Below are 26,677 nucleotides of genomic sequence, written 5' to 3'. Positions count from 1 at the left end.
CCACTCCGTGAGGAAAGGTGACCGCATGACCATCGACGTCGGAGCCGACGCAGCCCACGCCTTGCTCACCGACGGCACGATTGTGCTGGTGCGTCCCGCCTACGCGGAAGACGAGCCGCAGGTCCGGGCGATGCACGAGGCGATGTCTCCGGAAAGCCGTCGGATGCGGTTCTTCAGCTCGGGTACTGCCACGATCAGCGAGTTGTCGCGTCGTATCTGCGCGGCCCCTAGTCGCGGCCATCAGGCGCTGCTTGCGGTTCTCGACGACGAGGTGATCGGCGCGGCCAGCTATGACACGATCGGCCGGTCGGATGTGGCTGAGGTGGCGCTTGCCGTGGCCGACCAGTTCCAGGGCAAAGGGGTCGGCACTCTGTTGTTGGAGCATTTGGCGTCCCGGGCCCGCAGGAACGGCGTCACCACTTTCTATGCGGATGTGCTGCCCGACAATCACGCGATGCTGCGGGTGTTTTCTGATATTGGTCTGCGCCCGCAGCAGCGTGTCGACCGGGGCATGGTGGAGGTGACGATTCCGCTTACCCCGGATGACCGCTACTTGGATGCGGTGGGCATGCGGGAAGCGGTTGCGGGCCAGCAGAGCCTGCAGCGGCTGCTGCGTCCCGCCTCGGTGGTGGTGATCGGCGGTACTCGGCGTCAGGTTTCGGTAGGTAACGCGATTCTCCGCAATATCCGCGCTAGCGGGTTCACGGGACGCTTGTATGCGGTGCATCCCCATGCCGCGGCTGTGGCGGACGTGTCTGCGGTTCCGTCCGTGGCTGACCTGCCGGAGGTCCCGGATCTGGCGGTGGTGTCGGTGCCGCCGGACGCGGTGCTGGATGTGGCCCGTGCTTGTGGGGAGCAGGGGGTGGGCGCGCTCGTCGTCATCACCGCGGATTTGGACACGGAGACCAGTCAGGAGCTGCTTGCCGTGTGCCGTTGGCACGGGATGCGGCTGGTGGGGCCGAACTGTTTCGGGGTGGCGTCGCTGAGCGACGGTGTCCGGTTGCAGGCGACGTTTGCTGCGGAGGCTCCGCGTCCGGGGCAGGCCGGTCTGGTCGTGCAGTCCGGGGGGATCGGTATCACGCTGCTGGAGCACTTGTCCCGGTTGGATGTCGGCATTTCCTCGTTCGTGTCTACCGGCAACAAGTTGGATGTCAGCAGTAACGACTTGCTGCAGTGGTGGGAGGACGACCCGGACACCGCGATGGCGATCATGCACGTGGAGTCGTTCGGGAATCCGCGTAAGTTCTCTCGGATTGCTCGGCGGTTGGGGCGGCGCAAACCGATCCTAACTGTGGTGGCGGGGCGTTCCACGGCTGGGCAGCGGGCCGCGGCCTCGCACACGGGGGCGTCGCTGACTCCCGCGTTGACGACGGAGTCGTTGTTCGAGCAGGCGGGGGTGGTGGCTGCGCGGAGTCTTGACGAGCTGGTGGGTACTGCCGCGTTCTTGGCCCACCAGCCGTTGCCGTCTGGGCCGCGGGTTGCGATCGTGACCAACGCGGGAGGCACGGGGGTGCTGGCGGCGGATGCGTGCGCGGATGTGGGGTTGGAGGTTCACGAGCTGAGCGAGGAGGTTCGCCGCGAGCTCGAGGAGCTGCTGCCTGCGGGGGCGGCGTGCGCGAACCCGATCGATACCACGCCTGCGGCCAGCAGTGACCAGTTGCGGGCCTGTTTGGAGCGGCTTGCTGCTGCGGAGGTGGACGCGATCATCGCGATCATGGTGCGGACTGCGCTGGCTGATCCGCTGCCGGTGGTGGCGACCATGGCCGGAGGGGTTCCGGTGGCCGCGGTCGCGCCCCACCAGGCGGAAGCTGTGACGCTCTTGTCCGCGGGAGGGCACTCGGTGCCTTCGTACAACGATCCTCGGGCGGCTGCTGCTGCGCTGGGGCATGCGTGGCGGCGGGCCCGGTGGTTGGCTCGTCCGGCTGGTTCGGTGCCGTCGCTGCGGGCGGTCGCGGTGGAGCGGGCCCGGGATATCGTGCAGGAATTCCTGAAACGGCATCCGGAGGGCGGTTGGCTGCCGTTGGATCAGACGATGGAGGTGCTGGGCTGCTACGGGGTCACGGTCGCGCCGTGGCAGTGGACCCACACCCCGGAGGAGTCGGTGCGGGCCTGGCGGGAGTTGAACAGCCCGGTGGCGTTGAAAGCGGACGTGGCCGGGGTGGTGCACAAGAAGCGGGCGGGTGCGCTGCGTCTCGACTTGTCGGGTGCGGAGCAGGTGCGGAACGCGCACGCGGAACTGATCTCCCGGTTCGGGTCCCGGCTTCGTGGTGTCTTGGTGCAGGCGATGGCGCCGCGCGGGTTCGAGGTGCTGCTTGGGCTGGCTCAGCAGCCTGTGTTCGGTCCGGTTCTGGTGTGCGGGTTGGGCGGCACGTATACCGAGGCGCTGCGTACGCGGGCGGCGCGGCTGGCCCCGTTGACTGACGTGGACGCTGCGGAGTTGGTGCGGTCGGTGCCTGCGCTGCGCACGCTCGGCGAGGGCGATGAGGAGAAGGCGGTGGATCTGGATGCGCTGCGGGATATGGCGCTGCGGTTGTCCCAGTTGGCCGTGGATCTGCCGCAGGTCTCGGAGTTGGACATGAACCCGGTTTTGGCGACTCCGTCGAGTGCGATGTGTGTGGACGCCCGCATCCGGGTGACGGTTCCTCCCTCCAGCGACCCCTATCTGCGGTCGCTGCGGCCGCTGTGACCGGGGCGCAGCCTGGGGAGGGGGTGTGACGGCGGGCGGACCGTGAAGGGGTGACCATGGCCAGCACTGTCGGCGACCTGATGACCACGCATGTTGTGGCCGCGTTCGAGGAGGCGGGGTTTAAGCGGCTCGCTGTGTCGTTGCGGATGAACGGGGTGAGCGCGCTTCCGGTGCTGGACGCCGACCAGCGGGTGGTGGGGGTGGTCTCCGAGAGTGACCTGCTGGCCTGGCTTGCCGCGCCGAACTTGGATGAGGCGGTGTTCGCGGGTGACATGCCCGAGGAGCCGGTTGCGCGGGATTTGATGAGCACGCCCGCGATCACGATCACGGAGGGTGCGTCGCCGCGGGAGGCTGCCGAGCGGATGCGCCGTCACCGGATTAAACGGCTGCCGGTGGTGACTGAGGACGGGAAGCTGCTGGGTATTGTCAGCCGTTCTGACCTGCTGCGTGTCTATTTCGTCTCTGACGGTGAGCTGCGGGAGACGGTGGAGCGGGAGGTTGTGCGCGGGGAGTTCGACCTGCCGGGGGTGGCCGTGTCGGTGGAGCGCGGTGTGGTCACGTTGGACGGCACGGTGCCGGTGCGTTCGCTTATTCCGCGGCTGATCCGCGCGGTGCGTCGGGTGGAGGGTGTGGTGCGGGTGCATGACCGGCTCGCTTATGACACTGACGACTTAGTGCCGTTGCAGCGGGCACGGTGATCGTGGCGGGTCTGCCTGGGGGTGCGGGCGGGCCCGGCACGGTGTGGCAGCGTCCGGTCTGTTGTTGGGTGCCGGTGTCGCGGTTGTGAGGCGCCGGCGGCTTGGGCTGCGTCATTTCCGCTGGGTTGGGGGCCGCGGCGGGCGTTGGTGGGTGTGACGGCCCGTTGTTCCGGGGTGTTCCGCGCGGGGTGCCGGCGCTTTGCTGACGGGTGGGCTGTACCGGCGGGGCAGCGGGGTGGTCGGAGGTGTTGCCGTGCTCCGTGGCGGGGCGTGGTCGTGTCCTGAGTGTGGGCGGTTCAGCGGGGCGGGGAGCGTGGAACGTAAGAAATCCCACAAACCGCGGCCGCCCGCTCTGCTGTCTGTTGTGGTGTTGGCGCAGGTCAACTATCCCCACCCGAAGTTGTGCCGTAACAGACATCACGTACTATTCGGGCAAAGCACCACATAGTGTGACATATCCCCCAAGACCCCCCAGGGACTCTCACACCCCATTGAGACCCCGGTGACATCTCCTCAAATCATGATAACAATAATAAACCTCATAATGAGTCTGTTCATTGTGTTGTGGGGGGATCCATGAGTACGTTCCGCTGGTCGGCAATCGGCTCGGCCGCACTTGCGCTCACCCTGTTCGCCACCGCCTGCGGCGGCGGCTCCTCCGCTGACAGCGAAGGCGGAGACCTCGTGGAAGCGGCCCAGAAGGAAGGCATCGTCACCTGGTACGTCTCCATCCCTGACGAGCCGGTGCAGGCCGTCGCCAACGCCTTCGAGCAGGAGTACGGCATCGCCGTCGAAGTCGTCCGGATGGGCTCCCCCGTCGTGGCGCAGCGCTACTCCACCGAGCGCGACGCCGGACAGGCCGTGGGCGACCTGGTCACCATCCCCGAAGCCCACGTGCTGGACGAGTACATCGAGAAGGGATGGCTCCGCACCCTCCCGGCCGACCAGCTGGAGAACCTGGACGAGTGGCCGGAAGAGGCCCTGCACAAGGACACCTACTTCCTGGTCAACTCCCAGCCCATCGGCGTGGCCTACAACACCGACAAGCTGTCTGAGGCACCACAAGACTGGGAAGACCTCCTCGACCCCAAGCTGAAGGGCGAGATCGACATGGCCGACCCCATGTCGTTCCTCTCCTGGGCCGCCTTCCTGAGCATCCTCAAGGAGGAGTACGGCGAAGAGTTCCTGGAAGGCCTGGCCGACAACGACATCAAGAAGGTGGACAGCGCCATCCCCGGCACCCAGCAGGTGGCCGCAGGCGAGTCCATCGCCACCTTCCCCAGCCTCCCCTCGGTGGTGAACCCGCTGAAGGAATCCGGTGCCCCCGTGGAGCTGGTCTACCTCTCCCCCACCACGGGAGTCGAGCAGTACACCGCCGTGTCTGAAGGCTCCCCGCACCCGAATGCTGCGCTGCTGTTCGCTGACTTCCTGATGTCCGAGAAGGGCCAGATCGCCCTCAACGAAGGCTTCGGTATCTCCCCGCTGGGTGACCTGGCAGGCACCCTGCCCAAGCCTGAGGGCTACGTCGCTCCGGACCTTGCCACTGCCCGTGAGGAACAAGAACAGCTCAACGCGCTGCTCGGCTTCTGACCTCGGCCTAGGAGAACGTTCCGATGACCGTGACCACGCACGCCACCTCGGCGCAGAGCTCTGCTGAAGGGCAGCCGCGCACCGGCGTGGACATTGTCGGCCTCCGCAAGCGTTTCCGTGCCCCGGACGGAACGATCGTGGCGGCCGTGGACGATATCACCCTGCACATGCCCAAGGGCGACTTCTGCGTCCTCCTCGGCCCCAGCGGCTGCGGGAAGACCACCCTGCTGCGCTGTCTGGCCGGGCTGGAGCACCCCGACGAGGGCAGCATCACCATCGACGGTCAGCCGGTCTTCGGTCCCGGTATCCGCACCGTCGAACCGCAGGACCGCCCGGTGGGCATGGTGTTCCAGAACTACGCGTTGTGGCCCAACATGACCGTGGCCGACAACGTGGCTTTCCCGCTCACCACCGGTCCCCGCAAAAACCGGCTCCCCAAGGAGCAGATCCGTGCCCGGGTCGACGAGGTCCTCAAAATCATGGGCCTGTCCTCGCACGGGAGCCGGGCGATCGGACAGTTGAGCGGTGGCCAGCAGCAGCGGGTCGCCCTGGCCCGCGCGATCGTCGCCGGCACCGACGTGGTGCTGTTCGACGAGCCGCTGTCCAACATCGACGCCAAGGTCCGCGAGATCCTCCGCCGCGAACTGCGGGCCATGCAGCAGGACCTCGGGTTCACCGCGGTCTATGTCACCCACGACCAGGCCGAGGCGATGGAGCTGGCCGACCAGATCACGGTCATGCGTGCCGGGAAAGTCATGCAGACCGGGTCGGCCCGCGACATCTACGAGCGGCCCCGCAACCGCTATGTGGCCGAGTTCATCGGGACCGCCAACCTGATCCCGGTGACCTCGACCGGCAGCGAAGCCCACCAGGTGGGAACCCCGATCGGTCCGATACGGATCGCGGACCCCGGACCGGACGGCCCCGCCGACACTCCCCGGTTCGTGGCGAGCCGCGCCCACCGCTGGTGGATTGACACCGCGGAGCGGTCCGGGGAGAACGTCTGGTCGGGTGAGATCACCAACGCGGTTTTCGCGGGCTCCTACACCGAGTACGTGGTGCAGCTCGGCGAGACCAGTGTCCGGGTGTGGGCAGACGACAACCCGGAGCTCGCCCCAGGTCGGAAGGTGTGGGTCGGCGTCGACCCTGCCGCATGCGTTGTGGTGCTCGATCATGACTAGTACGTTGCAACGGCCCGAAACCGTTCCCCTCGGTGCCGCGCGGCCGCAGCGGGCCACCCGCTTCTCCAGCTTCACCCTGGTGAGCTGGGTGGCCGCGGCGGTGGTGGTCGCCTTCATCGTCTACCCGGTGGGCCGCGCCTTCATCGGTGAGCTGGGCATGGAGCTGCCCGCCGTGGTCGAGGTGCTCACCAGCTCCCGCACCCTGGAGGTCTTGCGTAACGCGGTAGTGGCCGTGGCTGCGGGCGGCGCCCTGGCCTTCCTCATCGGCGCGGTGCTGGCGTGGATCAATGTCCGCACCGACGCCCGCATGGGGTGGGCTGCTGAGGCCCTGCCGCTGATGCCGCTGTTCGTGCCCGCCATCGCGGGGTCGATCGGCTGGGTTTTCCTGGCCACGCCCGAGGCTGGTTTCCTCAACTACTGGCTGCGGAAGCTGCTGGCGCTCGTCGGCGTCCACCTGCAGACCGGTCCGCTGGACATCTTCACCTGGCCCGGGCTGGTCTTCGTGTACGCGCTCTACCTGACCCCCTACGCCTACCTGGCGATCTCCAGCGGGCTGCAGTCCTTGGACCCGGCTTTGGAGGAGGCGGCCCAGGTCTCCGGGTGCGGGCCGGTGCAGACCCTCTTCCGGGTGACCCTCCCTAACCTCAAGCCCGCGCTGGGCGCAGCGGTGCTGCAGCTCATCACCATCGGTTTCGCGCTGTTCTCCGTGCCCGTGGTGATCGGTACCTCCGCGCAGATCGAGGTGCTGCCGGTGTCCATCGTGCACGCGGTGACCCGGAAGTACCCGCCGGACCTCATCACGGCGCTGAGCATGAGCCTGGTGCTCATCACCATCGTGGTTGTCTCCTGGCTCGTGGAGCGCCGGATCGTGGCCAAGGGGCGGTTCGCCCGGATCGGGGGGCGTGGAGCGCGCGCAGCCCTGGTCACCATGGGCCGGTGGAAGCTTCCGGCGCGGCTGTTCGTGCTCGGCTACCTGGGCGCCACCTCGGTGTTGCCGTTCCTGGCGCTGCTGCTCGTGTCCTTCCAGGGCTTTTGGACCCCGCAGGTCGACTTCGGCGCGTTGACCGGGGACAACTACGTCGACTTGTGGAACCGCCTGTCGGTGCGCCGGGGAATCACCAACAGCCTGCTGTTGGCGTTGATGACCGCGACCATCACCACGCTGCTGTCGGCGCTGCTGGCGTACCTGTCCTACCGGCGCCGCTCCTTCCTGGGGCGTGTCGTCGACGGCGTGATCAAGGTTCCGGCGGCGATCTCGCACATCGTGGTGGGTATCGCCTTCCTGGTGGCCTTCGCTGGTCCCCCCTTCCGTTGGAACGGCACTCTGCTGCTCCTGGTCACCACCTATGTGGTGATCTTCCTGCCGCAGGCGTCGTTCTACGCCAACTCCGCGATCCAGCAGATCGGTCCGGAGATGCGCGAGGCCGCGGAAGTGTCCGGTGCCCGCGACTGGCGGGTTTTCCTCCGGGTGATCCTGCCGCTGATGGCGCCCAGCCTGGTGGCGGGGTGGTCGCTGCTGTTCATCCTGTCGGCGGGTGAGATCAACGCCTCGGCGATGCTGGCCGGTCCGGGGTCTCCGGTGGTGGGCCAGGCCATTTTGGACCTGTGGACCTCCGGAACGTTCCCGCTGCTGGCAGCGCTGTCGGTGGTGATCACCGCGGTGTCCACGACCGTGGTGCTGACGGTGCTGGCCCTGGGCGGCCGCCCCAACAGCGGCAACGCGCCCTAGCCGGGTGCCGGTCGGTGTGGCGGCCCTCCCGTGACGCTGCGGGAGGGCCGTTTTCGTGTCCCCCGGGCCGGGGCGTGCCCCGGCCGCGGAGCTGCGGGCGGGGACGCTGCGGTCCCTGCCCGCGGCGCTTAGGCCGTGGTGTCGTTGTTCTTCCACAGCAGGGCCCGGCGCGTCACGAGGTTCATCAGCCGGTCGACGAGGAAGCCGACGATGAGCAGCGCGAAGATCGCGGCGAAGGTGCCGTCGCTGTTGAACGTGCCCGCGTGCATCGCCACCAGGAAGCCGAGGCCGCGGTCGCCCGCCAGCATCTCGGCGACCACGACGCCGACGATCGCCTGGGGGACCGCGAGTTTCAGTGCGGCAAACACCCAGATCAGTGCGGACGGCAGCATGACCCGGAAGAGGACGTCGAACGCGGTTCCTCCCATCACCCGCACTGAGTCCACCAGATTCTTGCTGACGTCACGGATACCGAAGAAGGTGTTGTAGAAGACCAGGAAGAACACGATGGCCGCGGCGGTGAGCACGCGCAGCTCCGAGCCGATTCCCACCCACATGATGAACAGGGGGATCAGCGCGTGCTTGGGCATGGTGTAGAACGCGGTGATGAACGGTTCGCACACCCGGGCCAGCCACTGCGACTGGCCGAGTACGCACCCCACGACCAGCCCTAGTCCCCCGCCGGCCAGCAGGCCGAGGAACGCGTCCTTGAAAGTGCTGGAGGCGTGGTAGAGGAGCTCGCCGGAGACCACCCACGACCAGAAGGTCGGGAAGACCTCGGAGGGGCGGCTGGTGAGCAGGTCGTCGATCAGCCGTCCAGCGCTGAGCTCCCAGGACGCCAGCAGCACGACGATCACGCAGAGCTGCACGAAGTGGTGGAGCCGGGGCCGCCACCGCGCCCGGCTGCGGCGCGGCTGCGGCGCGGTCGCGGGTGCGGCCGAGTCGGTGGTGGTCTTGTCCGGCTCGGTGACCGTGGTGCTCACCGACATCACTCCTCTTCCTTCTGTTTCGGCACCCGCGCCCGGGTCAGCGCCTCTTGGAGTTCCTGCTGGATGCGGGCGAACCCGTCTTCGTAGGGCAGCGTCGCGGGGTCGCGTTCCGCTCCGAAGGGGATGGTGAATTCCGCGACCACTCCCCCGGGCGGCCCGCCGCCGATGACGAGGACCCGGTCAGCGAGGACGGCGGCCTCGGTCAGGTCGTGGGTGACGAAGAGGACCGTCTGCTGGGTGCTGTGGACTGCGCGCCGCAGGTCGGCGTGGAGCTGCTGGCGCATCTGCGCGTCCAGTGCGGCGAACGGCTCGTCCATGAGCAGCAGCTCCGGGTCGTAGATCATGCTGCGGGCGAGTAGGGCCCTGCGCCGCATCCCGCCGCTGAGCTGGGCCGGGTACAGTCCGGCCGCGTGCTGCAAGTCCAGGAAGGCGAGGTAGCGGGAGACTTCCTGCTGGATGCGCTGCTTGGGGACTTTGCGCATGCGCAGCGGGAGGGCGACGTTGGCGGCCACGGTGCGCCACGGCAGCAGGGTGTCGTCCTGCGTCATGTAGCCGACGGAGGTGTTCACCCCGGTGATGGGGCGGCCGTCGAAGAGCACCTCGCCCCGGCGGGGGCGCAGGAGGCCCGCCGCCAGGTTGAGGATGGTGGACTTGCCGCAGCCGCTGGGTCCGAGCAGGGCCACGAACTCCCCCGCGTGGACTTTTAGGTCCACGTCGGCGAGGACGTCGGGGCGGTCTCCGAATCCGACGGCCATGCCTCGGGTTTCGAAGACGACCCGGCGGGGTTCGGTGGCCTGGGGGGAGGTGGCGGTTTCCTTAGTGGAGATGGTCATGGCCTGCCTTAGGACTCACCACGGGCGGGTTCGGCGACGAAGTCCTCGTACACGATGCTCTCCAGGTCCTTGTCGGAGGCGTCCCCGAAGAGTTCGAGGTAGGTCTCCCAGTTCTCGCGGGTGAACAGCACGCCTTCGGGGTAGCCGGTCTGCGCCTGCTCCCAGGCGGTGGCGAAGACGTCGGCGTCGAGGTTCGCAAAAGAGTTCTCGTGGAGCGCCTTTCCGGCCGCTTCCGGGTCGGAGGCGACGAACTCTTGGGCTTCGGCGAGGGCAGCGTGGAAAGCTTCGACGATTTCGGGGTTGTTGTCCACGAACTCTCTCGTGCTGACGATGCAGACGCCGATCAGCTCGTTGAACTCTTCGATGTCGCCGCGCGGCAGGGAGATCCACAGGGTTCCGGAGCCGTCGGCGATGTTGGCGTCGGCGACACCGACACCGAAGAAGCTGCCGTCGAACTTGCCTTGGCGGATGCCAGCGACGATGGAAGAGGTGTCGGTGACCGGGACGATGTTGAGGTCCTTGTCCGGGTCGAGGCCGTGCTGCTGCACCAGGTGGCGCAGGGTGAGGTTGCTGGAGGACCCTGGTGGGCTGGTGGCGATCGTCAGGCCGCGCAAGGCCTTGATCCGCTCCTCTACCGGGTCGTCGGGGGCGACGTCGAGTCCTTTGGCGACGTCGGCGTTGAGGACGATGTTGTTGATGAGTCCGCCGGTTCCGGCGACGATGACCAGTCCGGCGCCTTCGGCGACGGCGTCCGCGGCGGTGGCGGTGCCCACTCCGGCGAAGTCGTATTCCCCGGCGCGCAGGGCCGCGATCTGGTTGGTGCTTCCTGCGCCGCTTCTCGTGGGCTGCATGTCAAGGCCGTGGTTGGCGTCGATGTCCTCGTCGATCACGAGGTTGATGAGGGCGGTGTTGAACGTGGGCTCGGCCAGGCCCACCCGCACCGTGGTGAGTCCGTCCTCGTTCTGTGCGGGGCCGTCTGACTCCGACGGGCCGCACGCGCTGAGAGTGAACGTCAGGGCTGCAGCGAGAGCCAAAGCGCGGAACGCTCCACTCCTGCGGGCACTACCCATGATTGCTGTCCTCACTAGTTGGGGGATTCTGTCCTGTCGGTGCGGTGCCGGCAGGACAGGTTCTCGGGGGTACGGCACACCCTTCCTTACTGATCCATCAGTAAGTGAAATACGCCACACGGGTACAAGATCATGATTCAGATAGTTATAACCAATGTCAAGAGATGGGATCTTTGTGGGACGCCCGCACATACGACAGCGGGCCTCCCACACCGGAGCGCCACGGTGCGGGAAGCCCGCCGGAACCAGTCCGCCAGGACTACTTCTGCAGCTCTTTCGCGAGCGCGTAGGCCTGACGGGTCACGGCCACCAGCCGGGTAGGAGCGAACGCGTCACCGAGGATGTGCAGCTCTGGCACACGGCCGCGCAGCTCCTCGTACAGGCTTGAGTCGGCGTCGCCGCCGCAGGCGAGGACCACCGAGTCGAAAGCGCCCAGCTCGCTCTCCTGGTGGGAGTAGGTGTGGCGGATCCGGATCCGCTCCTCCTCGATCCCGATCACGTCCTCCATGAAGCGGAACTGCACGCCGCGCGAAGTCAGCCGCGCCAGCATGCCGCCGAGGATGTAGCGGCCCAGCATCGGAGCCGGACCGGCCGTGGGGTAGACGATCGTCACGTCGTGCCCGCGGTCACTGAGGTAGTCGGCGACGATCAGCGGCGGCAGGTGGTCGTCCTGGGCCACCACGAGGACTTCCTGGCCGACCGCCACATTGCCGAGGAGCACGTCGCGGATGTCGTAGACGAAGTAGTCCTGGTCGACCCCTTCGATCTCCGCGGGACGGCGCGGCCGGGCGCCCGTGGCGACCGCGACCACGTCGAAACCGGCCTCGGCCACCGTGTCGGCGGTGGCGCGCGTGTTGCGGCGGACCGTCACCCCAGCCTTCTCCAGGCGGCGCTCCTGCCACTCCAGGTAGCGGGCCATCTGCTCCTGGAACGGCGCGTTGAGAATGGTCCGCAACTGGCCGCCCAGCTTGTCGGTGGCCTCCCACAGCTCCACGGTGTGGCCGCTCTCCGCGGTGAGGGCCGCCAGCTCCATGCCCGCGGGGCCGCCGCCCACCACCAGGATGCGGCGGGGGTTGGCCGCCTGCTTCCACGGGCCGTCGATCTCATTGCTGGTGTGGGGGTTCACCGCGCAGCCGAACGGCAGCTTGTCCACGTAGCGGCGGGTGATGCACTCGTTTCCGCCCACGCACGGCCGGATGTCGGCGAGGCGTCCTTCCCGCGCCTTGCGCAGGATGTCGCCGTCGGCGATGAACGCCCGGGCCATGCCCACGACGTCGGCGTTCCCGTCCGCGAGGACCTTCTCCGCGACCTCGACACTGTTGATCCTGCCGGTGTAGATGACCGGCAGGGACACCGAGCGGCGGAGCTGCCCGGCGAGGTCGGCCCACTGGGCCGGCTGGTAGAAGTAGGGCTGGATGTAGCTGGGGTCGCCCCACGGGCTGCCGATGACCGCGTGGAGGAAGTCCAAGAGCCCGGTGGACTCGAGGTACTGGGCGATCTCGATACCGTCAGCGAGGGTGTAGCCGCCCGGTTCTTCTTCGCGGAGGTTGAAGCGCACCCCCAGCGCCATGTCGGAGCCGATCTCCTCCCGCACCGCGGTGAGGACCTCGACCGCGAACCGCGCCCGGTTCTCCAGCGAACCGCCGTAGGCGTCGGTGCGCTGGTTGGTCAGCGGGGAGAGGAACCATTCCAGCAGGTCGTCGTGGTTGAGATGGAGTTCGATCCCGTCCAGCCCGGCCTTGCGGGCCTGGCTGGCGGAGAACCGGTACTCTTCGACGAACTCGGCGATCTCATGGGTGCTGAGGACGTGCGGCCGGTGGTTGTACAGCGTGGAGCTGCGCCGCGGGGACGGGGCGTGCGGCACCCCGCCGAGCAGGGTCAACTGGGTGGTGACCACTGCTCCCAGCGCGTGCATCTCCTCCACGAACCGCCCAATGCGCTCCACGTAGAACGGCTGGCGGAAGTAGCCGGTGGTCTCCGCGCCGTAGCCGTGCGGTTCGAACCCGGGGATGAGGATGTTGCGGACCCGCCCGGTCACTCCCCCGACCCAGGCGGGGCCGTCTCCACTGACTCGGGACCGCCAGTAGGCGAAGGTGCGCTCAACCTCCTTTTCGTCGGTGCCCCACAGGTTGCCGATCGCCGAGGAGTGCGGGGGAGCCATCACGCGGTTGCGCAGCCGCATCGGACCGATCTGGAACGGGCTGAACAGGTGGGGGAATCGGGTGCCGTCTCCGGTCGGCACGCTGTTCTCTTGCTGGTTGGGTGTGCTCCGCATCGTGCTTCCTCACTCGTGGTTGCGGTGTGGTCTGCGCGGACGTCCCTGGGTGCTGCTCCGGAGGGGCAGACCAGCCTCGGCGGTCCTGGGTGCGGTCGACCTCCTCGGCTCTTCCGGCGCGTTTCAGGCTTGGGGGGCGATTCCGATCACGGCGTCCACTGCGGTCGCACCCTGGCCTTTGAGGCCGACGATGACCGGGTTGAGGTCGATTTCGGTCATCCACGGGCTGCCCGCGAAGACTCTGGAGAGCGCGACTGCGACATCGACCAGCGCGTCCACGTCGTGGTGGCGTCCGCGGGCTCCGTCGAGCACCGGGTAGACGGCGAGTTGTTTGAGCGCGGCGCGCACGTGCTCCGGTGCGGCAGGGCAGGGCAGGAAGACCCGGTCGGCGAAGTGTTCGGCGAGGATGCCGCCCGCCCCGACCATGAGGACCGGGCCGAAGGTCTCGTCGCGAACCGCGCCGAGGATGATCTCGGTTCCGGAGAGCCGCTCGGCCACCAGGTAGCCTTCGACGGTGAGGTTCTCCTTCTCTGCGACGCGGGCCAGGTCGGCGAGTGCGGCCTCGGCCTCGTCTGCCCGGTCGAGCAGGCGGACCAGTCCCAGCTCGGACTTGTGGGTCACGCCGGAGGCGACGAGTTTCACGACGAGCGGCCCGTCGATGTCGCGGGCGGCGCGCAGGGCCGCTTCCGTATCGGGGGCGAGGGTTTCGGCGACGACCGGCACCCCGCCTTCCGCGAGCAGCCGCTTGGCGGCGTATTCGTTGAGTTCCGTGACCTCGGGCCGGGGCAGGGAAACCGGTTCCGGAGGCGTGGCCGACGGGGCCTGGGCGAGTTCGGCGTAGCGCCGCAGGTTGGCCAGCGCGGCGATGGCCTCGTCCGAGCTGGCGAACCAGCAGATCCCGGACTCGCGGAGCAGTTCTTCAGCCCGTTCGGTGAGGTTGCGCGCGGTCCACGCGGAGAGCACGGCGGGCTTGTCGCAGGCTTTGACAGCGTCGATGATCCGCGGGAGCAGCGCGTTGGAGTCGTAGGGCCCCCAAGTGGGGATGCTCAGGGTGATCATGTCCAGGTTCGGGTCGGCGGTGAAGATCTGCATGAGTTCGCTGAGCAGTGCACCGTCACCGATGACCTGGCCGGTGGTGTCGAGCGGGTTGCCGGGACGCGCCAGCTTCAGCTTCTCGCTCAGTTCGTCGAGGGTCTGCTGGGTGGGCAGGGGGATCTCCAGGCCGTGCGCGCTGGCACGGTCGGCGATGTAGCCGCACTCGCCGCCGGAGGGGCTGAGCGCACCGAGGCGCGGCCCCGCGGGCAGCGGGAGGCTGCTGAGCGCGTAGGCGGTGTTGAGCAGGTCATCGATGCTGTGGACCTCCACCACGCCCAGGTGGCGCATCATGCTGGAGAACACGGCCTGCTCCCCGGCCATTGCGCCGGTGTGTCCCAGGACGGTGCGCCGTCCAGCTTCCGAACCGCCGACTTTGAGCAGCACGATCGGCTTGCCGGCAGCGCGGGCGCGTTCCGCCGCAGCTGCGAACCGTTCGGCGTCGCGCAACTGTTCGATGTAGATGGCGATCACCCGGGTCTGCGGGTCGGCGACGAAGGCGTCGAGCAGCTCGCCCATCTGGATGTCGGCCTCGTTGCCGAGGCTGACCATGGTCCGGATGCCGATGGTGCGCCCTTGGGCCCGGTTGAACAGGGCGGCGGCCATTCCGCCGCTCTGGCTGAGCAGGGCGATCGAGCCTGGCGTGTAGGAGTAGGTGATGTTGAAGGTGGGGCAGCCCACGTAGGTGTCGACGGGGTTGAGCACGCCGATGCAGTTGGGGCCGAGGATGCGGACGCCGCGTTCCCGGGCCCGTTCGACCAGGCGCCGCTGGCGTTCGGCGCCTTCCGCGCCGAGTTCGGCGTAGCCCGCCGAGCAGATGGTGACCGTGCGGATCCCGCGCTCCAGGCAGTCCTCAAGCGCGCTTTCCACGGCCCGGGCCGGAACGAGCAGGTAGGCCGCATCCACCTGTTCGGGGAGGTCGCGCGCGGAGGGGTAGCAGGTATGCGCGCCGATGCGGTCGTACTTGGGGTTGACCGGGTAGATCCGTCCGGGGTAGCCGGTCCGCTCGAGGTTAGCCAGGCAGCGGCCAGCGTGGCCGGCTTCGTTGGGTGAAGCGCCGATGATGGCCACCGAATCCGGGTTGATCAGCGGTTTGAGATCGAGAGCCATGCTGTGCCGTCCTGGAAGTTGTGAACCGTACCGCATTTATCAAAACAATCATTAGCATAGTTAAGGACTTGCCCTCAACCCTGGCGACCCCCCTTGCCGCCATGGGGCCTATAGGCTAATTTGATTTTTGATTATCATCAATAACATCGAATGAGTGGGGTGTGCTTGTGCCACTGAAGTTCGGTCTCGCCATCATGAACGACTTCCCCCCGGACGTGGTCCCTGCCGACCGCATCGCCGCTATGCGGGAGCAGGTCCGGGCCGCCCGGGACGCGGGAATCTCGTCGATCTGGGTGCTGCAGCACTACCTAGGCAACATGCCCACCCTCCAGCCGGTGCCGATCCTGTCCGCGCTGGCCCAGGAGGCAGGCGACATGACGCTGGGCACCAACATGTTCATCCTGCCCCTGCACCACCCGGTCCAAGTCGCTGAAGACTTCGCCACCCTCGACCACATCACCGGTGGGCGGGTCATCGCCGGCTTCGGCATGGGCTACCGGGAGAACGAATTCGCCTCCTTCGGCATCCCGCTGGAGGAGCGGGTCACCCGCTTCGAAGAGAGCGTCACCCTGATCCGCCAACTGTGGTCGGGGGAACGAGTCACCTTCGAAGGCCAGCACTACAGCGTCAAGGACCAGCACATCAGCCTCAAGCCGGTCCAGGAGGGCGGCCCGCAGATCTGGATCGGGGCCGGCCCGCACAAGAAGGGGGCGCAGCGCGCCGCCCGGCTCGGCGACGCCTGGATCGTCCCGCCCCACGCCAGCCCGGAGAAGCTGAAGGTCGTGCTCGGCCACTACAAGGAAGAACGGGAGCGGCTGGGCCGCGGGCCTTCGGAACTGGTGGTCCGGCGGGAGCTCCTGCTCGACCCCGACCCGGAGCGCGCCCGTGAACTCGGCCTGCGCTACCGGGGTGCGCTCACCCGCAAGTACGCGGAGTTCAACGCGCCGGAGAAAGGCGAGAACTACCGCCACCTGACCACGGAGCAGGCCGCGGTCGAGGTCGCCGACGCCTCCTACCTGTTCACCAACCCGGAAGGCGCGGTGCAGGCGCTCAAGCAGTTGGAAGAGCAGGGGCTGACCTACATCGTCTTGCGGGCGCAGTGGTACGACACCCCCCAAGAGCAGGTCTTGCGCACCTTGGAACTGTTCAAGAACGAGGTGCTGCCCGCCTTCCGCTGATCGGTTCTCCGCACCCGTACGGCTGGCCCTGCCTGGCAGGGCTGCGCCGTCCCCTCCGCACACGCGAAGGCCCGTCCCACCACCCAAGGGACGGGCCTTCCTCTTTGTGCGGGCCGGGGCCCCGCCTGTGGCCCCGGCGCCGGGTGCGGCATCCGCTCAGCGGCCCCGGACGCCGCACCCGGGGGAGGCGGACCGGTCGGCTCGCCGACGACCGGTCACGCGTGGCTTACTTCTGCTGCTGCCGGTACTTCTCCCGGTCGTGGGTGTCCGTGGTGACCCCCTGCTCCCGCAGCACCGCCTTCTGCACCTTCTCCGAGGGCGTCTTGGGCAGCGCCTCCACGAAGCGCAGGTAGCGCGGGACAGCGAAGGCGGGCAGACGGGAGTCGCACCACTCCCACAGCTCCTCGGGGGTGGTGGGCTCGCGCACCACGACGCACGCCATCACTTCGTCCTCGCCCGCGTCCACGTCGGCGGGCACGGCGACGACCGCGCACTCCACGACCGACTTGTAGCCGAGGATCGCCTGCTCCACCTCATAAGAGCTGATGTTCTCGCCGCGGCGGCGCAGCGCGTCCTTGTAGCGGTCGACGAAGTAGAACCAGCCCTCTTCGTCGCGGCGCAGCGCGTCCCCGGTGTGGAACCACAGGTTGCGCCAGGCCTCGGCGGTCTTCTCCGGCATGCCGTAGTAGCCCAGGCTGGTGATCCACGGGACCTTGGGCCGCACCACCAGTTCGCCGACCTCGCCGACAGGGACTTCCTCGTCGGTCTCCGGGTCGACCAGGCGCACGTCGAACCAGTCGTCGGCCACGAGTCCGGCCGCACCCGCAGGCCGGTCCTCCCCGTAGGGCGACAGGATCGGCGCGGACGTCTCGGTCAGGCCGAAGACCTCGACGAACGCCTCGATACCGAAGCGCTTCTTGAAGTCTTCGAGGATGGAGGAAGCCGTGGGAGCCGCGAAGATGCAGCGCAGCGGGTTGTCGGCGTCATCGGGTCGGCGCGGCTGCTTGTAGACGAAGTCCATCATCACGCCGATGAAGTTGGTGACCGTGACCTGCGACTCCCGGATCTGATCGATCCACCGGCTGGCGCTGAACCGGCTGCGCAGCACGAAGCGGGCGCCGCTGATCAGTGCGGGGTAGGCCGACATGAACTGGGCGTTGCCGTGGAACAGCGGGGTGACCGCCATGGCCGCGTCCTTGTCGGTGAGCCGGGTCAGGCAGGCGGTCTCCGCGGCGAAGAAGAACATCTGCGCGTGCGGCATCGCCACGCCCTTGGACGGCCCGGTGGTGCCGGAGGTGAAGAAGATGGAGGCCAGGGAGCGCGGGGAGACCTCGGGCAGTTCTCCGTCACGGTCGACGGTCAGGTCCTCCCACCGTTCCGCCTGCCATCCGGCCTTGCGCAGCTTGTCGATCGCCTGGTCGACGTCGCCGTTGTCGATCACCCAGAAGCGTTCGATGTCCTCGATCTCGTCGGCGACGTCGGTGAAGCGGTCGGCGAGCTCGGCGTCGATCACGGCCCAGCGGGGACGTGCGACACGCACCTGGTGGGTGAGGAAGTCGCCCTTGTAGGCGGTGTTGATGGGGGCTTCGACCATGCCCGCCATGGCGCTGCCGAGCCAGGTGAAGATGAACGCCGAGGAGTTGCGGGCCATGATGAGCACCCGGTCTCCCGGCTCGCCGTGCGCGAGCAGTGAACGGCCGACCTTTTCGGCGGTGGCGAGCGTCTCAGCGTACGTCCAGCGCCGGCCCTCTTCCGGAGTGTCGAGGTAGATCGCGTCGGGGGCCTGGGCGGCGCGGTGGCGCAGCACCGTGGGCAGGGCCCAGTCCTCACGGTTCGGGAAGGCAGGACGGAGATCCTTATAGGTGCGCATCAGTTCTCCTCGGGGCTGGTGAAGAGAGGGGCGAACCGGGGAGGCCTCTTCTCAGCGAAGGCCCGGGCCCCTTCGAGCATGTCGTGGCTGGCGATGGCTTGGGCGAGCATGCCGATGCCGGAGCGGAAGGAGTCACGGGCGCTGTTCCACCACAGGTTGGAGCTGATCTTGGCGATCTCCAGGTAGCGAGGGCTGAGCGCGAGGAGTTCCGCTGCCCACTCCTCGACGGTGGACTCCAGTTCCTCAGGTTCAACGACCGCGTTGACCAGTCCCATCTCCAGCGCCTGGGCGGCGGTGTAGCGGCGGCAGAGGAAGGACAGCTCTTTGGCGCGTTTCTCGCCGATCTGGATCGGCATGATGTTGGTGCCGCCGAGGACGGGGGCGCTGCCGACCCGGGGGCCGGTCTGCCCGAACGTGGCCTTCGTCGAGGCGATGGCCAGGTCGCAGGCGATGACCAGTTCGTTGCCGCCGCCGGCTGCCGGGCCGTTGACGGCGGCGATGACCGGGCGCGGCGAGGTGCGGATCGCGTCCAGCAGGGCGAGGGAGCCCTCGTACATGGCGCGCACTTCCCGCGGGTCGGGGTTGTCCATGGTGGCCAGGTATCCACCAGCGCAGAATCCTCGTCCCTGGCCGGTGATGACGATGACTCCGCTGTCGACGCTGCAGTCTTCGATCGCCTTGACCGCAGCCCGCGCCATTGGTCCGTCGAAGGCGTTGAGCCGTTCGGGGCGGTTGAGTCGAATCCAGGCGACCTGTCCTCGTCGTTCGACGAGCACGGCTTCCTCTGCCATGGCACCTCCCATACTTACCATATAATCATATTCATGATTAATATTCGAGCGGTCACACCACTGTGTTAACCGCACCGCCCTAGCGCCATGGCGTCATAATCATTATAATAATTAATTGTGGCTGCCGGAGGTAGAGGTCCGATGCGGCTCCTGGGCGGTGAGACGCCCACTTAGCCAACAGCAGAGATCCCGCAGCAGTCAATCACGAGTAGGAGAGTCACCGGTGTTGGACCGACCCCTGATCCGCCCCTACCCCGTATCCCCCATGCCGCGTTCCGTGAGGGGGTGGATCTGATGGCGGGAGAACTCAACGGCAAGGTCGCCCTCGTCACCGGTGCGAGCCGGGGAATCGGGGCCGCGATCGCCCGCGGCTACGCTGAACGCGGCGCGCTCGTCGTCGGAGCAGCCCGCTCCACCGACCAGTTGCGCGAACTCGAGGCCACGAACCCGGAGCGCATCTCCACCGCCACCGTCGACCTGCGCGACGCGGAGTCGCTCAACAGCCTCGTCGACCTCGTCGTCGAACGGCACGGACGGATCGACATCCTCGTCAACAACGCCGGCGTGGCCCCGGCAGCCGACTTCGCCACCGAGCCCATCGAGCAGTGGCGCACCACCTTCGAGGTGAACGTCATCGCCCCGATGACCCTGGCCCAAGCCGCCGGCCGCTACTTCATCCCGCAGCGCAGCGGCAAGATCATCAACATCGCTTCGACCACCGGTATCCGCGGCAAGCCCGGACTGGTCGGCTACTCCGCCTCCAAGGGCGCCGTAGCGCGGTTCACCGAAGCCCTGGCTGCCGAGTGGGCCCGCCACAACATCCAGGTCAACTGCATCGCCCCCGGCGCTTTCGCCACTGACGCGCAAAGCGCGGTCCTGGAGTCGCCCGACCTGCTCCACCGCCGGGTGCGCCGCATCCCCGCCAAGCGCATGGGAGACGTCTCCGAGCTCGTCCCGCTGGCCTGCCTGCTGGCCGCCCCCGGTTCCGACTTCATCACCGGCTCCATCTTCGTCATCGACGGCGGCGAGTCCGGGAAACTGTGAGGCCATCATGATCATCGACGCACACACCCACGTCTGGCCGGAGAAGATCGCGGCCAAAGCCCTGGCCGGACGCGTTCCGGGCATGGAAGCGAAATTCGACGGCACCGTGGCCGGGCTGAAGCGTTCCATGGACGCTGCCGGGATCGACCACTGCGTCGCCTTCGGTATCGCCGACCACGCCCGCCACGTGGAGCGCGCCAACGAGTTCATCTCCTCGCAGCGCAGCGACTGGCTCACCCCGTTCGGCACCATCCACCTCGACCTGTCGGTCGAGGAGAACATGGAGATCCTCCAGCGCCACGGCATCAAGGGCGTCAAACTCCACCCGCTGTTCCAGCGGTTCCGCCTGGACGACCGGCGGCTGTGGGCCCTGTTCGACGCCTTCGGATCAGACATCGCGGTCATCACCCACGTGGGCTTCGGCGGTCAGGGCAGCGCCAACGAGAACTCCACGCCGCAGATGATCGTCGACATCGCCCGGAACTTCCCCAAGCTGCGGTTCATGGCCTGCCACTTCGGCGGCTTCCGGCGGTTGGACGAGGCAGAGAAGTACGTGGTCGGGCTGCCGATCGTGTTGGAGACCTCCTGGCCGCCCGGCCTGGCCGAGATCCCCACGGAACGGCTCCGCGCGATCGTGCACCGGCACGGTCCTGACCGGATCATCTTCGGCTCCGACTGGCCGATGGTCGACCCCGCCGACGAGATCGAAGCGATCCGGCGCCTCGAACTCCACCCGGACGACGAAGCCGCGATCCTCGGCGGCAACCTCGCCCGCATTCTCGGCATGGAAAGCTAATCTGGGGAAAATCCGGCACACTGGCGTGGTGCGGTGAGGGACACGGCACCGCACCACCTTCCCTTGAAGCTCCCGCTCCGTGCCCCTGCTTTTCCCCTGGTGCGGAGGCGCGGAGCGGGACCCGGGGCCGGTGTCGGCGTCAGGGGAGGGACCCGGCACCGGCTCCAGAGGTGTCCCGCCCGTACCGGACCTCACCTTGCGACGGGACGGATCCGGGGCGGCTGCTTCCGCGGCCGCCCCGGCACCTCCTTTGCTGGGCCTACCACTCGCCTGGGACCGGATCGGCTCCCGGCCAGCGCACGGTCAGTGGGCTGCGGAAGAGCTCCTTCAGGGCGTCCACCGGGGCGACGTAGCGGAACTTCGTGGTGCGCTCCTGGAACTTCCAGGCTCCCTCGCCGCGGACGTAGGTGTCGTCGTAGCGGAACGCGGCGACGAGGAACTCCCCGCCGCGTTCGATCTCGGCGTGCCCGGTGACGGTGCCCCGCGCCGTATCGTCGTCAACCCAGTCGATGACGACGGTGTGCGGCGTGTGCACGGTCTTGCCGTTGAGGTGCGCCCGCTCCTGCAGGAATGCGACGATCGCCTCCCGGCCGCGCAGGACCGCCCCCGCGTGGCGGAAGACCGCATCCGCGGCGTACATGCCCTGCAGGGCGGCATAGTCGTGGTCGTCGACGGCCAGGGCGTAGCGCGCCACCAGGTCGTGGATCGCGGCCCGGTCTTCTAGGCGGCGCAGCCGCCGCGCAACGTCCTCAACCATCCCTCAGTCTCCCTATCATCCGATGTTTTCTGTCAGGAGGGTGGCCAGCTCCGCTGTTCGCTCTCCTCCGCGGCCGGTTCCTCCCGCCTGACCGCGGCAGCCTTCGGGTGCGCATCCGCCTTACCGCCTCCCCGGCCGCGGCGGGCCCCGGCCACCACGATGCACGGCACCAGGAGCAGCGCCAGCAGGTTGAGCAGCGCGCTCATACTGAAGTCGACGGTGAACGCCGCCCGCAGCGGATAGTCCTGGCCCGGCGGGGTCCCCACCACCAGCACCACCGTGGTCACCTGCGACAGGATCGCCATGGCAATCGTGCGGATGATGGTGTTGATCCCGTTGACCGTGCCGGTCTCCCGTTCCGGCACGGCTTCCGCGATGAGCACCGGCAACGCGCTGTAGATCGTCCCGCCGCCGATCCCGGTGATCCCCGCGCCGAGCAAGACCGTGGCGGGCTGCACGGGGAGGAACGCCAGGATCGACAGACCGGTGACAGCGGAGGCCGCGCCCAGTGCCATCAAGGGCCGGATCCCGAACCGGGCCACGGCCTTCCCGGTCAGCGCACCCCCGACCAGGGTGGTCATCGAGAACGGCAGGAGGTACAGGCCCGCCTGGGTCACCCCCACGCCCAGCCCGGTTCCTCCCTCAGCGGGCGCCTGCACCATCTGCGGCACCAGCAGGAACGTGGTGATCTGCCCGCAGGTGGTCAGGAAGCCGATCACGTGGGCCAGCCAGACGTTGCGCTGCCGCATCAACCGCAGGTCGATCAGCGGATCGGGGATCCTCCGCTCCACCCCTAGCAAGACGACCAGTCCGATGACCCCCACGGCCGCCAGGGCCAGCACCGGTGTGGACGACCAACCCCACTCTGCGCCCCGGCTCACCGCGAGCAGGCCGGTCGTCAGTGAGAATGTCAGCAGGGTCGCGCCGATCCAGTCGACCCGGCCGCGACCGCGGCGACGCGGTTCCGGGACCAGCAGCGCGATCGCGACCACGGAGCCGGCGGCCATAGCCGCCGAACCCCAGAAGAGCCCCTGGTAGCCGAAGTATTCGGCGACCAGGCCGCCCACGGGCAGCCCCAGGGCACCGCCCAGGCCGAGCATGGAGCTGACCAGGCCCATGCCGAACGCGGCCCGGTCCCGGGGCAGCAGCTGCCCGAGCAGCGCAAACGCCAAGGGGAAGACCCCGCCGGCCACGCCCATGATCACCCGCCCGGCCACGACTGCGCCCAGGGTTCCGCCTGCCGCGGCGATCAGCCCGCCGAGCGCGAACAGGCCGAGGGAGATGAGCAGCACCGGCTTGCGGCCGAACAGGTCCCCCAGCCGTCCGGCGATCACGGTGAGCACCGCGGACGAGATGAAGAAACCGGTGACCACCCATGCCGCTTCGCTTGCCGTGGAACCGGTGGCGCGCTGGATCTCCGCGAGGACCGGGACGATCGCGTTCTGCGACATGGCATAGGTCAGGCCGCCCAACACGAGCGGCACGATGACCCGGAGTGGGGAGATGTGGGGGACTGCGGCCGGGGTTGCTGCCACGCTTTACCGCCTCCGTCGTCGCTGGGTGGCTGGAACGTCTCGTGACACACGTCGGGGCCGTGCACTGCACGGCCCCGACGCCTACGGTCAGGAACTGAGCGCTGCCTCCCCGAGGAAAGCGCGGACCACCGAAGAGTTCTGGCGGGCCTGTTCGGCGGGGCCGCTGAAGACGACCTCGCCGCGCGCCACGACCACGACGTCGTCGGCGATCTCCAGTCCCATCTCAGCGTTCTGCTCCACCATGAGCAGCGCGATCCCGGAGTCGGCGATGCTGCGAACACTGCTCAGCACCGACTCGACCATCGTGGGCGCCAACCCCATGGAGGGTTCGTCGAGCATCATCGCCCGCGGAGAGGACATGAGCGCCCTCCCGAAGGCGAGCATCTGCTGCTCCCCACCGCTGAGCAGGCCGGCCGGGCCGTTCCGCCGCTCCTTGAGGATGGGGAACATCTCGTAGACCTGTTCCATGGTCTCGGCCGCCTTCTCTTTGGACACCGTGTAGCCGCCGAGGATGAGGTTCTCCTCCACGGTCAACGGCGCGAAGACCTGCCGTCCTTCAGGAACGAGGACGAGACCGTCGCGGACGATGCGGTGGGTGGGCCGGCCGGTGATCGGCTTGCCGTCCAGCAGCACCTCACCGGAGCGGACGGGAAGGAGCCCCATGGCCGCCCGCAGCGTCGTGGTCTTCCCCGCGCCGTTGGCGCCCAGGACCAGGGTGATCCTGCCGGGGGACGCGGATGCGCTGACCCCGCGCACCGCCTCGATCTTTCCGTAGCTGACGTGCAGATCGCGGATCTCAAGCATGGGACCGCCACCGCTTTCCCAAGTAGGCTTCCTGCACCGCGGGGTGGGAGACGACCTCCTGCGGCGAGCCTTCCGCCACCAGGGAGCCGAAGTTCATCGCCACGAGGTGGTCGCAGGTGTCGACCATCATCTGGACGTCGTGTTCGACGATCAGTTGGGCCAGTCCCTCGTCCCGCAGTTTCTGCATCAGCTCCGAGACTTCCTGCCGCTCGGAGTGGTTCATGCCCGCGGTGGGCTCGTCCAGTAAGAGCAGGCGGGGCCGGGCCGCCAGCGCGCGGGCGATCTCTACCCGCCGGGCCATGCCGTAGGACAGCTCGGTCGGCCAGGCGTTCCGGACGTCGCCCAGACCGGTCCGCTCGATCGCTTCTTCCACCGCTTCCGAGGGCCGGTCGCGTCCCAGCCAGGACCGCAGCCGTCCCCGCGGGTCGTTGATGTCCGCGCCGAGCTGGACGTTCTGCAAGACGGTCAGCTCGGGCAGCAGCCGCACGGTCTGGAAGGTGCGGGCCAGGCCTTTGCGGGCCAGCTTCATCGGCGGCTCGCTGTGGTACTCCTTGCCGTCGAGCAGCAGGCGTCCCCGGGTCAGCGGCACCAGCCGCGTTACCGCGGCGAGGAAGGTGCTCTTCCCGGACCCGTTGGGGCCCAGGATGCCGTAGATCTTTCCGGGTGGCAGCCGCAGCCCGAAACCGTCCACGGCTTTGATCCCGCCGTAGTGCACCGCCACATCCTCGGCTTCGAGGACGTAGGGTGCCGCGGTCTCGGTGGTGGTCATCGCACCCCCTCCTTGGACTCGCCGCTGAGGGCTTGGAGCATCGCGCGTTCCTCCACCGCCTCCTCGGCGGGCGGCTCTGCGGGGGCCGCGGTCTGCGACCGGCCGCGGAGCTTCTGGTACAGGCTCTGCACCAGCCCGAGCAGCCCGGTGGGCATGAAGATCGCCGCGAGGATGATGATCAGGCCGTACACCACGTCCTGCCAGCGGCCCGTGGTGGCCAGCATGCTCGGCAGCCAGGTGAAGATGACGGCACCGATGAACGCACCCATCCAGGAGCGCGACCCGCCGATGATGACCATCGTCAGGGCGAGCACGATCAGGTGGAAGTTGATCTCCTCCGGGGAGACCGTGGTGCGCAGCAGGGCGTTCATCGCTCCGGCGCAGGCGCCGAGCGCACCGCTGACGGTGAAGGCGAGCTGGCGGACCGTGACGACGCCGATCCCCATGGACATCGACAGTTCCGGGTCTTCGCGGACCGCTTCGATCCGGCGGCGCAGCGGGCCGCGTTCGGTCAGTGCCAGCAGGAACGCCACCACGACGCACACCGCGACCACACCGCCGGTGGTCAGGTCGCTCAGCGCCCCGTACAGCCCGTTCGCCCCACCGGTCAGCTCGCCGCCGTTGGTGGCCAGCACCGAGATGATCAACACGAACGCGATCGTGGCCATGGCCAGGTACAGGCCGTTGAGCCGGGCGACGATCAGGGAGAACAGGTAGCCGACCACGGCTGCGAAGACGACAGCCGCACCGATGGCGACGAACGCCGGCACGTCGTAGCGGATGGTGAGGATGGCCGCGGTGTAGGCGCCGAGCCCGTAGCTTCCGACCCCGGCGAAGGAGAAGACACCCACCCGCAGCGGCACCTGGATGCTCAGCGCCAGCAGGAAGTTGAGGAAGGTGGCCTCGATGAGGACGATGTTGGCCTCGTACCAGCCGATCATGTCCGCCGTACCTCCTTACGGCCGAAGATGCCGCGGGGCAGGAAGAGCAGCACCACGAAGATGAGCCCGAAAGCCACCGCGCTGGCCCAGGTACCTGACAGCTGGGTCACCACGAGCGTCTCGGCGAGCGCCAGGATCATCGACCCGACGACCACGCCGATGACCGATCCGATACCGCCCAGGATGATCGCGGCGAACGCGCTGATCAGGAAGCTGTCGCCGGTTTCCGCGGCAATGGAGCCCAGGTAGTAGGTGAGCAGGATGCCCGCGGTTCCGGCTAGTGCGCCGGCCGCGGCCATGGTGCCCAACGCCATCCGGCCACGGTCCACCCCCATGAGGCTGGCGACCTCGGGGTTGACCCCGATTGCTCGCAGCGCCAGCCCGGCCCGGGCGGACTTCAACCACCATGCAGCCAGGCCGGCCAGGCCGAAGGCTGCCACCAGGATGACCAGTTGCACATTGGAGATGTGTATGGCGCCGAGCTGGTAGGTGGTGGTCTTGAACGTGCTGGCGGAGAAACCGAACGGCACGCTCTTCGTGTAGTGCTGGGCGATCGCCAGCAGGACGCTGGCGGCACCGATACCGCCCACCACGATCTGCATCTCCGCTTTGAGCAGGTCGGGGTTGCGGCGCAGGATGAAGTTGAAGATCAGCGCCTGGGTCAGGACGGACAGCACCATGCCCACTGCGGCCCCGAGCAGGATCATGGCCCACATCGGCAGGGCCACCATCTGCACCGTGTAGTAGGCGACCATCGCCGAGAACATGAAGGTGCTGCCGTGGGCGAAGTTGAGGATGCCGATCGTTCCCCACGCCACGCTCATGCCGAGCGCGAACAGCAGGTACAGCGATCCGAGGGTGACCGCGTTAATCAGGATTTCCACAGCGGACCCCTCCTCTCGATCGTCTCCTGCCACACTCGTGTGTCATGCCTGTTCA

Annotated in this window: 21 protein-coding genes; 8 read left to right on the top strand and 13 right to left on the bottom strand. The window is 68.0% G+C overall.

Going from position 1 to position 26,677, the window contains the following annotated elements; genetic code table 11:
- The first annotated feature begins 25 nt into the window (after positions 1–25).
- The 5 genes from TFU_RS06535 (at position 26) to TFU_RS06515 (ending at position 7,884) form a co-directional block, all read left to right on the top strand.
- On the top strand, positions 26–2,686 hold the full coding sequence (locus TFU_RS06535; RefSeq protein WP_011291752.1) for a bifunctional GNAT family N-acetyltransferase/acetate--CoA ligase family protein: 2,661 nt from the start codon (positions 26–28) through the stop codon (positions 2,684–2,686).
- A 56-nt stretch (positions 2,687–2,742) separates the two neighbouring features.
- Positions 2,743–3,384 carry a CBS domain-containing protein gene (locus TFU_RS06530; RefSeq protein WP_011291751.1) on the top strand — a complete coding sequence of 214 codons (642 nt, stop codon included), beginning with the start codon at positions 2,743–2,745 and terminating at the stop codon, positions 3,382–3,384.
- Positions 3,385–3,960: 576 nt separating this feature from the next.
- Positions 3,961–4,974: an ABC transporter substrate-binding protein gene (locus TFU_RS06525; RefSeq protein ID WP_011291750.1), complete on the top strand. Its 1,014-nt coding sequence runs from the start codon at positions 3,961–3,963 to the stop codon at positions 4,972–4,974.
- A gap of 23 nt (positions 4,975–4,997) precedes the next feature.
- Positions 4,998–6,155, top strand: coding sequence for an ABC transporter ATP-binding protein (locus TFU_RS06520; protein WP_011291749.1), 1,158 nt, complete (start codon positions 4,998–5,000; stop codon positions 6,153–6,155).
- On the top strand, positions 6,148–7,884 hold the full coding sequence (locus TFU_RS06515; protein WP_011291748.1) for an ABC transporter permease: 1,737 nt from the start codon (positions 6,148–6,150) through the stop codon (positions 7,882–7,884). Before TFU_RS06520 ends, TFU_RS06515 begins: the two co-directional genes overlap by 8 nt.
- A gap of 128 nt (positions 7,885–8,012) precedes the next feature.
- On the opposite strand, the gene TFU_RS06510 is transcribed toward TFU_RS06515, so the two are convergent.
- The 5 genes from TFU_RS06510 to TFU_RS06490 all read right to left on the bottom strand — a co-directional run bounded on the left by TFU_RS06510 (position 8,013) and on the right by TFU_RS06490 (position 15,253).
- Complete coding sequence (locus tag TFU_RS06510) at positions 8,013–8,873, bottom strand: ABC transporter permease (RefSeq protein WP_011291747.1); 861 nt, start codon at positions 8,871–8,873, stop codon at positions 8,013–8,015.
- On the bottom strand, positions 8,873–9,706 hold the full coding sequence (locus tag TFU_RS06505) for an ABC transporter ATP-binding protein (protein ID WP_011291746.1): 834 nt from the start codon (positions 9,704–9,706) through the stop codon (positions 8,873–8,875). Before TFU_RS06505 ends, TFU_RS06510 begins: the two co-directional genes overlap by 1 nt.
- 8 nt (positions 9,707–9,714) lie before the next feature.
- Positions 9,715–10,776, bottom strand: coding sequence for an ABC transporter substrate-binding protein (locus TFU_RS06500; protein WP_227480853.1), 1,062 nt, complete (start codon positions 10,774–10,776; stop codon positions 9,715–9,717).
- Between the two features lie 259 nt (positions 10,777–11,035).
- Positions 11,036–13,051, bottom strand: a complete 2,016-nt coding sequence (locus TFU_RS06495) for an FAD-dependent oxidoreductase (protein ID WP_011291744.1) — start codon at positions 13,049–13,051, stop codon at positions 11,036–11,038.
- A gap of 123 nt (positions 13,052–13,174) precedes the next feature.
- The gene (locus TFU_RS06490; protein WP_011291743.1) at positions 13,175–15,253 is read right to left on the bottom strand and encodes an acetate--CoA ligase family protein; all 2,079 of its coding nucleotides are present in this window, start codon (positions 15,251–15,253) and stop codon (positions 13,175–13,177) included.
- A gap of 161 nt (positions 15,254–15,414) precedes the next feature.
- Here TFU_RS06490 and TFU_RS06485 point away from each other — a divergent pair, with 161 nt between their 5' ends.
- Complete coding sequence (locus tag TFU_RS06485; protein ID WP_016188582.1) at positions 15,415–16,431, top strand: LLM class flavin-dependent oxidoreductase; 1,017 nt, start codon at positions 15,415–15,417, stop codon at positions 16,429–16,431.
- 226 nt (positions 16,432–16,657) lie between these two features.
- Here the strand turns inward: TFU_RS06485 and TFU_RS06480 are convergent, their stop codons facing one another.
- Both TFU_RS06480 and TFU_RS06475 read right to left on the bottom strand, forming a co-directional pair.
- Positions 16,658–18,301 carry an ATP-dependent acyl-CoA ligase gene (locus TFU_RS06480; protein WP_011291741.1) on the bottom strand — a complete coding sequence of 548 codons (1,644 nt, stop codon included), beginning with the start codon at positions 18,299–18,301 and terminating at the stop codon, positions 16,658–16,660.
- Positions 18,301–19,092, bottom strand: coding sequence for an enoyl-CoA hydratase/isomerase family protein (locus TFU_RS06475; protein ID WP_016188581.1), 792 nt, complete (start codon positions 19,090–19,092; stop codon positions 18,301–18,303). Before TFU_RS06475 ends, TFU_RS06480 begins: the two co-directional genes overlap by 1 nt.
- 294 nt (positions 19,093–19,386) lie before the next feature.
- Here TFU_RS06475 and TFU_RS06470 point away from each other — a divergent pair, with 294 nt between their 5' ends.
- Complete coding sequence (locus TFU_RS06470; protein WP_011291739.1) at positions 19,387–20,136, top strand: SDR family NAD(P)-dependent oxidoreductase; 750 nt, start codon at positions 19,387–19,389, stop codon at positions 20,134–20,136.
- 7 nt (positions 20,137–20,143) lie between these two features.
- Positions 20,144–20,932 (top strand): amidohydrolase family protein, encoded by a 789-nt coding sequence (locus TFU_RS06465; protein WP_011291738.1) that lies wholly within the window; start codon positions 20,144–20,146, stop codon positions 20,930–20,932.
- 259 nt (positions 20,933–21,191) lie between these two features.
- On the opposite strand, the gene TFU_RS06460 is transcribed toward TFU_RS06465, so the two are convergent.
- From TFU_RS06460 to TFU_RS06435, 6 genes are all read right to left on the bottom strand, one after another.
- Complete coding sequence (locus TFU_RS06460) at positions 21,192–21,689, bottom strand: nuclear transport factor 2 family protein (RefSeq protein ID WP_011291737.1); 498 nt, start codon at positions 21,687–21,689, stop codon at positions 21,192–21,194.
- A gap of 32 nt (positions 21,690–21,721) precedes the next feature.
- Positions 21,722–23,224 (bottom strand): MFS transporter, encoded by a 1,503-nt coding sequence (locus TFU_RS06455; RefSeq protein WP_011291736.1) that lies wholly within the window; start codon positions 23,222–23,224, stop codon positions 21,722–21,724.
- 87 nt (positions 23,225–23,311) lie between these two features.
- Positions 23,312–24,028, bottom strand: coding sequence for an ABC transporter ATP-binding protein (locus tag TFU_RS06450; protein WP_011291735.1), 717 nt, complete (start codon positions 24,026–24,028; stop codon positions 23,312–23,314).
- Positions 24,021–24,797 (bottom strand): ABC transporter ATP-binding protein, encoded by a 777-nt coding sequence (locus tag TFU_RS06445; RefSeq protein WP_011291734.1) that lies wholly within the window; start codon positions 24,795–24,797, stop codon positions 24,021–24,023. The genes TFU_RS06450 and TFU_RS06445 overlap by 8 nt, the downstream gene beginning before the upstream one ends.
- Complete coding sequence (locus tag TFU_RS06440) at positions 24,794–25,738, bottom strand: branched-chain amino acid ABC transporter permease (RefSeq protein ID WP_011291733.1); 945 nt, start codon at positions 25,736–25,738, stop codon at positions 24,794–24,796. Before TFU_RS06440 ends, TFU_RS06445 begins: the two co-directional genes overlap by 4 nt.
- Positions 25,735–26,622, bottom strand: a complete 888-nt coding sequence (locus tag TFU_RS06435; RefSeq protein WP_011291732.1) for a branched-chain amino acid ABC transporter permease — start codon at positions 26,620–26,622, stop codon at positions 25,735–25,737. Before TFU_RS06435 ends, TFU_RS06440 begins: the two co-directional genes overlap by 4 nt.
- Between the last annotated feature and the right edge of the window lie 55 nt (positions 26,623–26,677).

Origin of the sequence: Thermobifida fusca YX, assembly GCF_000012405.1 — a bacterium.
In the GTDB taxonomy this organism is placed as follows: Bacteria; Actinomycetota; Actinomycetes; order Streptosporangiales; family Streptosporangiaceae; genus Thermobifida; species Thermobifida fusca.
This window is presented reverse-complemented; position numbering and strand designations above follow the sequence as displayed.

What these genes read in the sequence shown, in the direction of transcription:
- TFU_RS06535 (WP_011291752.1), top strand. Translation starts at nt 26, where the DNA reads ATGACCATCGACGTCGGAGCCGACGCAGCCCACGCCTTGCTCACCGAC.
- TFU_RS06530 (WP_011291751.1), top strand. Translation starts at nt 2,743, where the DNA reads ATGGCCAGCACTGTCGGCGACCTGATGACCACGCATGTTGTGGCCGCG.
- TFU_RS06525 (WP_011291750.1), top strand. Translation starts at nt 3,961, where the DNA reads ATGAGTACGTTCCGCTGGTCGGCAATCGGCTCGGCCGCACTTGCGCTC.
- TFU_RS06520 (WP_011291749.1), top strand. Translation starts at nt 4,998, where the DNA reads ATGACCGTGACCACGCACGCCACCTCGGCGCAGAGCTCTGCTGAAGGG.
- TFU_RS06515 (WP_011291748.1), top strand. Translation starts at nt 6,148, where the DNA reads ATGACTAGTACGTTGCAACGGCCCGAAACCGTTCCCCTCGGTGCCGCG.
- TFU_RS06510 (WP_011291747.1), bottom strand. Translation starts at nt 8,873, where the DNA reads ATGTCGGTGAGCACCACGGTCACCGAGCCGGACAAGACCACCACCGAC.
- TFU_RS06505 (WP_011291746.1), bottom strand. Translation starts at nt 9,706, where the DNA reads ATGACCATCTCCACTAAGGAAACCGCCACCTCCCCCCAGGCCACCGAA.
- TFU_RS06500 (WP_227480853.1), bottom strand. Translation starts at nt 10,776, where the DNA reads ATGGGTAGTGCCCGCAGGAGTGGAGCGTTCCGCGCTTTGGCTCTCGCT.
- TFU_RS06495 (WP_011291744.1), bottom strand. Translation starts at nt 13,051, where the DNA reads ATGCGGAGCACACCCAACCAGCAAGAGAACAGCGTGCCGACCGGAGAC.
- TFU_RS06490 (WP_011291743.1), bottom strand. Translation starts at nt 15,253, where the DNA reads ATGGCTCTCGATCTCAAACCGCTGATCAACCCGGATTCGGTGGCCATC.
- TFU_RS06480 (WP_011291741.1), bottom strand. Translation starts at nt 18,301, where the DNA reads ATGCGCACCTATAAGGATCTCCGTCCTGCCTTCCCGAACCGTGAGGAC.
- TFU_RS06475 (WP_016188581.1), bottom strand. Translation starts at nt 19,092, where the DNA reads ATGGCAGAGGAAGCCGTGCTCGTCGAACGACGAGGACAGGTCGCCTGG.
- TFU_RS06470 (WP_011291739.1), top strand. Translation starts at nt 19,387, where the DNA reads ATGGCGGGAGAACTCAACGGCAAGGTCGCCCTCGTCACCGGTGCGAGC.
- TFU_RS06465 (WP_011291738.1), top strand. Translation starts at nt 20,144, where the DNA reads ATGATCATCGACGCACACACCCACGTCTGGCCGGAGAAGATCGCGGCC.
- TFU_RS06460 (WP_011291737.1), bottom strand. Translation starts at nt 21,689, where the DNA reads ATGGTTGAGGACGTTGCGCGGCGGCTGCGCCGCCTAGAAGACCGGGCC.
- TFU_RS06450 (WP_011291735.1), bottom strand. Translation starts at nt 24,028, where the DNA reads ATGCTTGAGATCCGCGATCTGCACGTCAGCTACGGAAAGATCGAGGCG.
- TFU_RS06445 (WP_011291734.1), bottom strand. Translation starts at nt 24,797, where the DNA reads ATGACCACCACCGAGACCGCGGCACCCTACGTCCTCGAAGCCGAGGAT.
- TFU_RS06440 (WP_011291733.1), bottom strand. Translation starts at nt 25,738, where the DNA reads ATGATCGGCTGGTACGAGGCCAACATCGTCCTCATCGAGGCCACCTTC.